General features: G+C 68.4%; 12 protein-coding genes. 6 read left to right on the forward strand and 6 right to left on the reverse strand.

Features of this window, described 5'->3' with window-relative positions; genetic code table 11:
- The first annotated feature begins 169 nt into the window (after positions 1 to 169).
- Positions 170 to 1,642, forward strand: a complete 1,473-nt coding sequence (locus tag KBZ07_RS11575) for an FAD-linked oxidase C-terminal domain-containing protein (RefSeq protein WP_254931759.1) — start codon at positions 170 to 172, stop codon at positions 1,640 to 1,642.
- Between the two features lie 19 nt (positions 1,643 to 1,661).
- Here KBZ07_RS11575 and xth read toward each other — a convergent pair whose 3' ends face one another.
- Positions 1,662 to 2,495: an exodeoxyribonuclease III gene (xth, locus tag KBZ07_RS11580; protein ID WP_254931760.1), complete on the reverse strand. Its 834-nt coding sequence runs from the start codon at positions 2,493 to 2,495 to the stop codon at positions 1,662 to 1,664.
- 56 nt (positions 2,496 to 2,551) lie between these two features.
- Here xth and KBZ07_RS11585 point away from each other — a divergent pair, with 56 nt between their 5' ends.
- Complete coding sequence (locus KBZ07_RS11585; RefSeq protein ID WP_254931761.1) at positions 2,552 to 2,893, forward strand: hypothetical protein; 342 nt, start codon at positions 2,552 to 2,554, stop codon at positions 2,891 to 2,893.
- Here KBZ07_RS11585 and KBZ07_RS11590 read toward each other — a convergent pair.
- Positions 2,847 to 3,662: a lipopolysaccharide assembly protein LapB gene (locus KBZ07_RS11590; protein WP_254931762.1), complete on the reverse strand. Its 816-nt coding sequence runs from the start codon at positions 3,660 to 3,662 to the stop codon at positions 2,847 to 2,849. The two genes, KBZ07_RS11585 and KBZ07_RS11590, sit on opposite strands and share 47 nt — an antisense overlap.
- A gap of 84 nt (positions 3,663 to 3,746) precedes the next feature.
- Here KBZ07_RS11590 and KBZ07_RS11595 point away from each other — a divergent pair, with 84 nt between their 5' ends.
- Genes KBZ07_RS11595 through KBZ07_RS11610 form a run of 4 tightly spaced genes read left to right on the forward strand, consistent with a single transcriptional unit; the run spans position 3,747 to position 7,367 of the window.
- Complete coding sequence (locus KBZ07_RS11595) at positions 3,747 to 4,481, forward strand: hypothetical protein (protein ID WP_254931763.1); 735 nt, start codon at positions 3,747 to 3,749, stop codon at positions 4,479 to 4,481.
- 23 nt (positions 4,482 to 4,504) lie between these two features.
- On the forward strand, positions 4,505 to 5,149 hold the full coding sequence (locus KBZ07_RS11600) for a hypothetical protein (RefSeq protein ID WP_254931764.1): 645 nt from the start codon (positions 4,505 to 4,507) through the stop codon (positions 5,147 to 5,149).
- Complete coding sequence (locus KBZ07_RS11605; RefSeq protein ID WP_254931769.1) at positions 5,146 to 6,357, forward strand: LarC family nickel insertion protein; 1,212 nt, start codon at positions 5,146 to 5,148, stop codon at positions 6,355 to 6,357. Before KBZ07_RS11600 ends, KBZ07_RS11605 begins: the two co-directional genes overlap by 4 nt.
- A 32-nt stretch (positions 6,358 to 6,389) precedes the next feature.
- Positions 6,390 to 7,367: a UPF0104 family protein gene (locus KBZ07_RS11610; protein ID WP_254931770.1), complete on the forward strand. Its 978-nt coding sequence runs from the start codon at positions 6,390 to 6,392 to the stop codon at positions 7,365 to 7,367.
- Here KBZ07_RS11610 and KBZ07_RS11615 read toward each other — a convergent pair.
- From KBZ07_RS11615 to KBZ07_RS11630, 4 genes are all read right to left on the reverse strand, one after another.
- A complete protein-coding gene (locus KBZ07_RS11615) occupies positions 7,350 to 8,396 on the reverse strand; it encodes a methyltransferase domain-containing protein (RefSeq protein WP_254931765.1) in 1,047 nt (348 codons plus the stop codon). The genes KBZ07_RS11610 and KBZ07_RS11615 overlap by 18 nt on opposite strands.
- A gap of 24 nt (positions 8,397 to 8,420) precedes the next feature.
- Positions 8,421 to 8,882, reverse strand: coding sequence for a hypothetical protein (locus KBZ07_RS11620; RefSeq protein ID WP_254931766.1), 462 nt, complete (start codon positions 8,880 to 8,882; stop codon positions 8,421 to 8,423).
- Between the two features lie 37 nt (positions 8,883 to 8,919).
- Positions 8,920 to 9,072 (reverse strand): hypothetical protein, encoded by a 153-nt coding sequence (locus tag KBZ07_RS11625; protein ID WP_254931767.1) that lies wholly within the window; start codon positions 9,070 to 9,072, stop codon positions 8,920 to 8,922.
- An 18-nt stretch (positions 9,073 to 9,090) separates the two neighbouring features.
- The coding region (locus KBZ07_RS11630; RefSeq protein WP_254931768.1) for a hypothetical protein at positions 9,091 to 9,513 on the reverse strand (423 nt) is incomplete at its 5' end.

Here is a 9,513-nt window from a genome sequence, read left to right on the forward strand (position 1 = left end):
TGGAAGATCTCCTGGGAACGGGTGGTGTTCAGGGCAGAACCCGAAGCCGGAGCGGAGGTGGCAGCCGAGGTCAAAGCGGAATCCGCAGAGGTAGAAAACCGTCTTCCATCCTGACTCAAAACCGGACCCTGTCGATTCCGGTAAGTTCAGCGGGAATGCCACGGGTGCTTTGGGCGTCAACTGGCCAGAGTTGGAGCGGCAACTGCGGCGGTTGTTGCCAGCCCCTGCCGTGGTGTCGGCCCGCCAGGAGTTGTTGGCCTACGACTGCGATGGGCTCACCCTGAAACGCCACCAGCCCCGTTTGGTGGTGTTGCCTGAGAGCACGGAGCAGGTGGCCGCCGTGGTGCGGTTGTGCCACGAGCTGGAGGTGCCGTTCGTGGACCGGGGCAGCGGCACGGGGCTCTCCGGCGGAGCGGTGGCCGAAACCGATGCCCTGGTGATCGTTACCAGCCGCATGCGCCGGGTGCTGGCGGTGGATCTGGAGAATCGCCGCATCACCGTGCAGCCCGGCGTGATCAACAGCTGGGTGACCCGGGCGGTGGCTGGTGATGGCTTCTATTACGCCCCAGACCCCTCCAGCCAGGTGGCCTGCAGCATCGGCGGCAACGTGGCTGAAAACTCCGGCGGGGTGCACTGCCTCAAGTACGGCGTCACCAGTAACCATGTGCTTGGCATGGAGGTGGTGCTGCCCGACGGCACGGTGACCACGCTCGGCAGTGAGCTCGAGGAAACCGCCGAGCTCGACCTGCGCGGCGCCTTCATCGGCAGTGAGGGCACCCTCGGCATTGCCACGGCGATCACCCTGCGGCTGTTGCGGGCGCCCCAGAGCGTGGCGGTGTTGCTGGCTGACTTCAGCTCGATGGAGGCGGCAGGGGAGGCGGTGCGGCTGGTCACAGCGGCCGGGGTGCTGCCCTCCGGCATGGAGATGATGGACCGCCTCACAATCGAGGCGGTGGATGAATATTTCGGGGTGGATGAATACCCCCGCGATGCGGCGGCGCTGCTGCTGATCGAGCTGGATGGCCAGGAGCGGGAGGTGTCCGCCTCGGTGGAGCTCGTCAGCGCTCTCTGCCAGCAAGCGGGGGCGCGCACGATGCGGCAGGCCACCGATGAACAGGAACGAAACCTGCTCTGGAAGGGCCGCAAGTCGGCCATCTCCGCTCTCGGTCGCCGCTTTCCCAACTACTACCTGCAGGATGGGGTGGTGCCGCGCAGCAGCCTGCCCCGGGTGCTGGCTGCGATCGAAGAGCTCAGCGCCAGCCACGGCATGCCGGTGGCCAACGTGTTCCATGCCGGTGACGGCAACCTCCATCCCCTGATCCTCTATTCCGCCAGGGAGCCGGGCGTGCAGGAGCGGGTACAGGCCCTGGGCGCAGCCATATTGAGGCTGTGCGTGGATGTGGGCGGCAGCATCACCGGCGAGCACGGCGTGGGCTCCGACAAGCGCTGTTACCTCGACTGGATGTACGGCCCCGACGACCTGGCCACGATGCAGCTGGTGCGCCAGGCCTTCGATCCCTGCGGCCTGGCCAATCCCGGCAAGATCTTCCCCACGCCCAGCAGTTGCGGCGAATCGGCGCGGCGCCAAACCGTCCTGCGGCAGCAGGGCAAGCCCCTGCCTGAGGCGGCGGTGGTGTTTTAGCTCGCAACAAACACCATTTTCAGAAGTCCTCTTCGGGCCCGTTCTCGTCCTGGGCTGGAGGCCACACCAGGTTCACCACCACCGGCGCATGGTCGCTGGGTTGCTCGTTGCCCCGGGTGGCCTTGTGGATCACGCAGCCGGTGGCGCAGTCAAGCAGCTCTTGGCAGAGGTAGATGTGGTCGATGCGCCAGCCCCGATCCCTGTCCCATGCCCCGCTGCGGTAGTCCCACCAGCTCCAGTGGCCACTGGCGGGCTCGAACACCCTGAACACATCGCTGAGCCGTTCGTCCAGGGCGGCCTTGAGGGCTTCGCGCTCGGCCGGGCTGGCCATGATGCCGCCAGTGAGGCGCTCGGGATCGGGGAGGTCGCGGCTTTCCAGACCGATGTTGAAGTCGCCCACCATGCAAAGGGGATCGCCCTGCTGGGCCTGAATTTCCAGGTAGCGGCCCAGGCAGGCCAGCCACTCAAGTTTGTAGGGGTACTTCTCGCTCTTGAGGGAACTGCCGTTGGGCACGTAGAGGTTCAGCACCCGGATGCCGTCAATGAGGGCACTGATCACCCGTTTCTGCTCACTCAGGCCAGGCGATTCCGGGTCGTGGGGCAGCAGGGCGTCAAAGCCGATCTGCACGTCTTCGAGGGGCAGGCGGCTGAGGATGGCGACGCCGTTGTAGGCCTTCTGGCCGCTGATCGCCATGGCGTAGCCCAGGCCCTCGAAGGCCTCCAGGGGAAACAGCTCATCGGTCACCTTGGTTTCCTGCAGGCAGAGCACCTCGGGCCGTTCCTGCTGCAGCCAGGCCAGCACCTGGTCGAGGCGGGTGCGCACGGAGTTGACGTTCCAGGTGGCGATCCGCATGGCCTGTGGAGGAAGCAACTAGGCTGAGTATCTGCGCAAGCTGGACCGAATTCACCATGCCTGCAATTGCCCTGGCCAGCCCCAGAATCTTGATGGCCCTCAGCGGTGCGGTCCTGCTTGCCGGGATGGCGGCGGGGGGAGCGCCGGTCAGGGCCCAGCAGAAGGGCTACGGCCAGACGATCAGCAGCCCCCAGCAGGAAAGGGAGCTCGATTACGGCACCGGACCCACCCGGAGCGGATCGCTAATGGACTCGGCCAATCCGATCGAATTGATGAATAAGTTGCGTAAGGCCAACTCCCTCGACGACGCCACCCAGCCGGGTGACGCTGTTGATGCGGCGCTCAAGGATTTCAATTCCCAATCTGCTTCCCCGGCTGCGACGGTGAAGTCTCCCTGAGAGGGGCCAGCCGCCACTCTGCGGCCACCTGATCCAGGCGAGGATCGCTGGGCCCTGGCCTGCGGCTGCGCGCCTGGGCCAAAGATTGTTGGGCCCCTTTGGGGTCGCCCCCTTCCTGTTGCAGCAGGGCGCGGGCCAGCAGGGGCCGCTGATCCGTCGGGAAGTCGGCGGCGAGCTCTAGCAGTACTGAATCCGCCTGGGCGGGCCGACCACTTTTCTGCAGCACGTTGGCCAGCAGGAGGCCGATGGCCAGGGCCTGGGGTTTGAGCTGGGGCTTGCTGGCCCGGCTCAGGGCTGCTTCGAGCTGCTTCTGGGCCTGGGCGCTGCGGCCGGTTTCAAGTTGGAGCAGGGCCAGCAGCTGCAGACCCTCGATCTGGTCCGGGCGCAGGTTGAGCAACTGGCGCAGCTCTCTTTCGGCGCCGCTGCGATCCTGTTGGTCGCGCCGCAGTTCGGCCAGCAGCAGCCTCAGGGGCCACTTTTGGGGTTGCTGATCGGCCAGCCGTTCAAGCAAAACCGTGGCCTCAGGCTTGCGATCCAGGCCGACCAGCAGCTCCAGTAGCCGCTGCTGGTCGGCCGGGCTGGCTTGGCCCAGGTTGAGCTGCTGTTGCAGAGCGGAGGCCTGCCGCTCCAGGGAGAGCCGCGCTTGATCGGTGTTGCCCGCGCCGTTCTGCAGCTGGCCCAGCCACCAGCCGCCAGCTATGCAAGTCAGCCCCAAGGCGGCCGCGGCGATTCCCTTCCAGATCCCGGAGCGGTTGGCAGCGGGCGGCATGGGCGCAGGGGTTGGTATTGCCAGCCAGTCTGCCCCGCTCTGTTTGCACCTACCGCCTTAACCGGGGCAACCTAAACTCCACCCATGCGTGAACATCCCATCGCTCCGGTCACCGAGCCCACCCAGTACCGGGCCATAGGCGTGGTGCGAGGTGTCTATGTGCCCACAGACGCCGAGCAGCTCACCCGGGGGATCATCCGCACTGCAGAGGGCGCCGAGCTCGAGGCGGTGGTTCTGGGCCGCCTGCTCACCCTGATGCGGCGTCACCTCAACCTGGAGGAGCCCCACCTCTGGGTGGTCTATCCCCGCTCCCGGGAGGACGGGGATTTGCACCTGCAGATGGTGGGTGTGTGGGAGCCAAGCACCCTCGCTCCAGACCAGGAAGCTGGTTCCTCAACCGATGCCCTGCCAGAGGGGGACGACTACTTCTCGGTGCGAGGTGAGCTGATCTACACCCGCCCCGAAACCGGCGACCTGGTGGTGAAGGTGCGTGTGATGCCCCGCCCCGATGGCAGCCGCCCGGTGCCCTTCAAATTGCAACTCAAGGGTGAGGTGCCCCTCGAGCACCTGCGCCACTTCGTCGCCCTCAACCTGCGCCGCACGGACCAGTTCCTGCAGCTGGAAAGTTTCGAGGTGATTGGTCCGGTTGCCCAGCGCGGCACCCGGGGCGGCAAGGGCCGTCGGGATGGCGGTTCCGCCAAGGGAGGCAAGGCAGCCAAGGGACGCCCGGCTGGGGCTGCCCAAACTGCTTCCGCTCAAGCTGGGGCCGCCCAAAAGAGTGGGCACCTGGGCAGTGCCGTCAGTCGGCCGGCTACCTAGGTGGGCGGCCGGGGGCGGGGATCATGAGCCAACCGCTGGCGGCTGGCCTGGCAGTTGCCCTGGTGAGTCTGGCGGCGATTCTGGGGCCGGCTCTGGGTCTCTCGCCCTGGTGGATCACCCTGGTGGTTGCCCTGGGACTGGGCAGCCTCACCCTCGATGCGGCCCGTTTCGGGGGGCGTGGCGGGCATGTGCTGGCCGAGGCCCTGCCAGGCGGCCAGCTGCGGTTGCGCAGGATTGCCATTCACGAAGCTGGCCACGTGCTGGTGGCACGGCAGGAGGCGATGGCGGTGCGCCAGGTGCTGGTGGGTTCCCTTGCTTGCCTGAGGGCGGGGCTGAACACCAGTGGCAGCACCGAGCTGGAGCCCCCGGCCTACGCCAAGTTGCCCCCAGAAGAGCTGCGCCGCTGGAGTCGGGTGCTGCAGGCGGGCATGGTGGCCGAACAGCTGATCTATGGCCAGAGCGTCGGCGGCAGCGACGATCGGGCCCTGCTGGGCCGGCTCTGGGGCCTCTCCGGCCACGATGTGGACACCGCCCAGCGGGAGCAGCGCCGGGCGCGGCGCGAGGTGGAGCAGCAACTGCGTCGCTGCCAGGATGAGCTCCAGGCCCAGGCCGAAACCCTGCTGGCAGCAGCCCCCCGCCTGGGCCGCCCCCAGGCTGTTGGGGCCTGAAGGTGCTGGCCCTGCTCGATGCAGCTACGGGCCTGGCAGGCAACATGCTGCTTGCTGCCCTGTTTGATCTCGGCCTGCCTGAGGCGGAGATCCATGCTCCGCTGGCGGCCCTGGGTCTGGCCGGGGCCTACCGACTGGAGCTGGAGGAGCGCCGCAGCGGCGGCCTGCGCGGCCTGCATCTGGCTGTCACCAGCCTGGAGCCCCAGCCGGCCCATCGCCGCTGGCGGGAGCTGCGCCGCCAGCTGCAGGAAGTTCCCTGGCCCGAGCCGCTGAAGCAGCGGGTGCTGGAGGTGTTTGGCCTGCTAGCCCAGGCGGAGGCCGCAGTCCACGGCCATAGCCCTGAGCAGGTGCACTTCCACGAGGTGGGCGCCCTCGATGCCCTGGTGGACGTGGTGGGGGTGTGTGCGGGCCTGCTCCACTTCGGCGTCGAGGAGCTGGTCTGCACGCCGCCGCCGGCGGGCCATGGCGTGGTGGCAACGGCCCACGGCAGCCTGCCCCTGCCGGCGCCAGCGGTGCTGGAGCTGGCGCGTCTGCGGGCGATCCCCCTGGCCACGGCGCAGGGATTCCCCGCCGGGGAACTCACCACCCCTACGGGATTGGCGCTGGTGGCCTGCTGGGCGAGCCGCTTCGCTCTCCACCCCACCCATGTGCCCTGCCAGGTAGGGGTGGGCCTGGGTTCCCGCAGCCTGGATCGCCCCAACCTGCTGCGGCTCACCCTGGCCCAGGCGCATGCTGGCGAGTCCGCAGCCCAGCAGACCTTGCTGGTGCAGCAGGCCCAGATCGACGACGCCACGGCCGAGGATCTGGCCTTCTTGAGCGATGAGCTGCGGCGGGCGGGGGCCTGGGAGGTGTTCAGCCAGCCAATCGCCATGAAGAAAGGACGCCCTGGCCAGCTGCTCACTGCCTTGCTGCCTCCGGAGCAGGCTGGGGCGTTGCGTGCGGTGTGGTGGCGGCACAGCACCACCCTGGGACTGCGGGAGCAGCCCCAGAACCGTTGGGTGCTGCCCCGCCGCAGCCTGGAGCTGGCCACGCCCCTGGGGCCGGTGCGGCTCAAGCAGGCCCAGCTGGCCGATGGCCGCTGGCGCAGCAAAGCGGAACACGACGACCTGGTCGCCCTGGCGCGCCAGCACAAACTGGGGATCGATCAGGTAAGGGCCGTTGTGCAGCGGGCCCAGTTGGACGCCGAGTTGCCCCCCTCCCAGCCGTGAGCCTTCCAGCAGTGACCCTCCCAGCCTTGAGCATGCCGCCCGCGATTCACTCCCTGCTCCAGCGCGTCAGGGCTGGGGGGATGGGCCTGCCCGGCGGTCTGAAGCTGTGGATCAGCCTGCTGAGCTTCGGTTTCCTGCTGGCCGCCCTGGTGGGCCATGGCCGCCAGCTGCTCCAGCTCAGCTTGGATGGCCAGGGTTGGCTGTGGCTGCTGCTGGGGGTGGGCGTCAGCCTGCTGAGCCTGGTGGCCAACGGCTTTTCCTTGGCCGTGATTCTGCGTTGGCTGGGCTTGCGCCCCCGCTGGAGCGAGCTGGTGCGTGCCTATCTCGAAACCAACCTGCGCAAGTTCCTGCCTGGGGGCATCTGGCATCTCACCAGCCGGGTGCAGCTGCTGCGAGGTGGAGAGGCCCCTCTGGCCGTGCCGGCCTCCGCTGGCCTGGCCCTGGTGGCGGTGCTGCTCGATCCCCTGCTGGCGGCGGTGGCGGCCCTGGCCCTGGTGGCCGCCGGTGGCTGGCAGAACGGCCTGGCCCTGCTCGGCGTGCTGCCTTTGGCCTTGCTCTGGCCCCGCTGGCTCAACCCCCTGCTGGGCCGGCTGGAGCGCCGCAAGGCCTCGGAGCTGGGGCTGGAGGTCGAGGCGGCAGCCGCCCCGCCGATCCGTGGCTATCCGTGGCCGCCGCTGCTGGGCCAGCTCCTGTTTGTGCTACTCCGCTTTGGCGGCTTCGCCTGCTGCGTGCAGGCCTTTGATCTTTCCTACAGCCTCAATTGGGGCGGCTGGCTGGCGGGCTTTGCCCTGGCCTGGACCGCCGGCCTGGTGGTGCCCGGTGCCCCCGGCGGCCTGGGAGTATTTGAAGCTGCGCTGCTGCTACGCCTCGGCTTTGCCATTCCCGAGGCGCCGCTGCTGGCGATTGCGATCAGCTACCGGCTGGTGGTGACGCTCGCCGACCTGCTGGCGGCGCTCACGGCCCGGCTGGATGGGCCGCGGCAGAAAGCGGTCTCAGCAACAGCTCCCTGAACCTTCACCTGAGCTGCTGCCCGTAAACGGCAGGCTGCTGCCGCAGCCGGGGAAGAGGCCGTAGTGGCGGTTGAAGTCGCCGATGAACTCAAAATGGGGTGCAAACCGCGTCGCCTGCAGCATGCGGAAGCTGTTGCCGCACACCGGGAACACCCGGCCGGTTTCGATGGCGTGGTGGCCATCGAGGTCGAAGCGGTGCGGGTGGTGGGGGATCGTGCCGCGGTAGATCACGGCCTGGCCATGGTCTTCGCAGGCATCCTCCAGCTCGGCGATCTGGAACAGGCGGTAGGTGGCGGCATAGAAGCGGGCCTCGCCCACCAGTGGCGCCAGGGCTGGCTCGGTGATCCGGAGCTCGCGGTCGCTCACCAGCCGCGGGTCAAGGAAGCCGGCGCCCTTGGCAAGGCGCAGGAAGTCGTTCCAGTAGAGGGCTCCGCCCAGGCACTCGCCGTAAAGCACTGGATCGCGCCGCACCGCTTCCGGCAGTCGCCGATCCACGTACACATCCGAGAAATACAGCTCCCCGCCGGGCTTGAGCAGCCGTTTCACCCCCTGCAGCACCGCCGCCTTGTTTGTGGAGAGGTTGAGCACACAGTTGCTCACGATCACGTCGAAGCTGCCTGGCTCCAGGGGCAGCGCCTCGAGAGCTTCGATCGTGCCCTCCAGAAACGACACGTTGGCGTAGCCGAACTGCTCGGCATGGAAGGCCAGGTGCTCGCGGGCCACCGCCAGCTGCTCCGCCGTCATGTCGACGCCCACCACCGAACCGCTGGGCCCCACCAGCTGGGCCAGGGCGTAGACGTCCCGGCCGGTGCCGCAGCCCAGATCGAGGATGCGGCAGCCCTCGAGCAGTGGCGGGCACACCAGGCCGCAGCCGTAATAGCGCGCCAGCACATCGGGGTGGATCCGGGCCAGCAGCGGCCGCAGCCAGGCCGGCACCGCATCGGCATCGCAGCAGGCGCTGGTCTTGAGGTCGGCCGTGCCGGTGAGCTCCTGGCCGTAATAGGCCTGAACGGCGGCTTGGGTGGGCATGGCTCGCGCGGCCTAGGAGTTAATTCAGTCTGCCTTTGGCGCCTGGGGGGCTGGGGCGGCGCAGGCCCGATCGAGGGCCTCCAGGTAGCGGCCCAGCGGTTCACGGGCCATGACGCGAGCCTCCGCCTCCCGCTGCCATTTCTCCGGCCGGTAGAGCACCTGCAGCTCCAGGCGATCGCGGCGCCCTAGCCGCAGCAGCAGCGCATCGAGACCCAGCATGGGTTTCTCTCGCAGGCACAGCGATTGCACCCCATGCCAGCCCTCGTGCAGCAGGGTTTCCAGCTGGTTGCCCTTCGGGCAGACCACCACCTCCCGCCGGCCGCGCACGTACAACCCAAGGAGCTGGGGCTCGGCGCAGCGGGGATGCTCCCGGCGGATCACGAACCCCCGCTGCTCAAAGGCGGCGATGGCTTCCTGCAGTCTGTCGCCCCTGGCATCGGCACCCAGGGGCTGCAGGGTCGCCGCCCCCAGCAGGGTGGCGCGCAAACCCCCTGCCAGCAGCCTCCAGCCACCACCAGCCATCTCAGTACGTGTCGACCCGCACCGGTTTTAGCTGCCAGCTCGCCTCTCCCGGCACGAGCTTGTAGCTGATCTGGCGGGTGCCCCCAGTGGGCTTGGCATTGCTATCGCCAGGGCGGTAGATCGGGAATCGGCGGGCCAGGGTGAGCTCCACCACCGCGAATTCATCGTGGCCCTAGTAGCCCTCGGCCGCCTTGCCGCTGAGCTCAGGCATGTGAATCGAGGAGAGCGATCGGCGCCCCTTGTTCAGGGCCCAACCCTCCACCGAGCCGTAGCTGCCGCTGCCGGCACTGGTGATGAACACGTACACCTCGGGCAGTCCGTTGGCATCGAGGTCGGCCACCTCCACGCCGCTGACGCTGCCGAGAATCTCCTGCCGAATCGGGGCAATCGCCCGGGGGGTGCCGCTGGTGGCGATGGTCAGCTGCCGCACCGAGCCCTCCCCCTGGCTGCTCACCGTGAAGGTGACGCCCTGTAGGGAGGCCCGGCTGGGGTTGGAGGGTGCTGCCAGGGCAGGGCAGGCGCCGCCGATCGCCAGGGCCGCGGCAATGACGCAACCGAGCCGGCGTGGATGGGAGTGGGTCATGGCAGGGGTGCC

The organism is Cyanobium sp. BA20m-14 (assembly GCF_024346295.1).

Coding starts and splice junctions, on each gene's coding strand:
- xth (WP_254931760.1), bottom strand. CDS start 2,495: ATGCGGATCGCCACCTGGAACGTCAACTCCGTGCGCACCCGCCTCGAC.
- KBZ07_RS11585 (WP_254931761.1), top strand. CDS start 2,552: ATGCCTGCAATTGCCCTGGCCAGCCCCAGAATCTTGATGGCCCTCAGC.
- KBZ07_RS11590 (WP_254931762.1), bottom strand. CDS start 3,662: ATGCCGCCCGCTGCCAACCGCTCCGGGATCTGGAAGGGAATCGCCGCG.
- KBZ07_RS11595 (WP_254931763.1), top strand. CDS start 3,747: ATGCGTGAACATCCCATCGCTCCGGTCACCGAGCCCACCCAGTACCGG.
- KBZ07_RS11600 (WP_254931764.1), top strand. CDS start 4,505: ATGAGCCAACCGCTGGCGGCTGGCCTGGCAGTTGCCCTGGTGAGTCTG.
- KBZ07_RS11610 (WP_254931770.1), top strand. CDS start 6,390: ATGCCGCCCGCGATTCACTCCCTGCTCCAGCGCGTCAGGGCTGGGGGG.
- KBZ07_RS11615 (WP_254931765.1), bottom strand. CDS start 8,396: ATGCCCACCCAAGCCGCCGTTCAGGCCTATTACGGCCAGGAGCTCACC.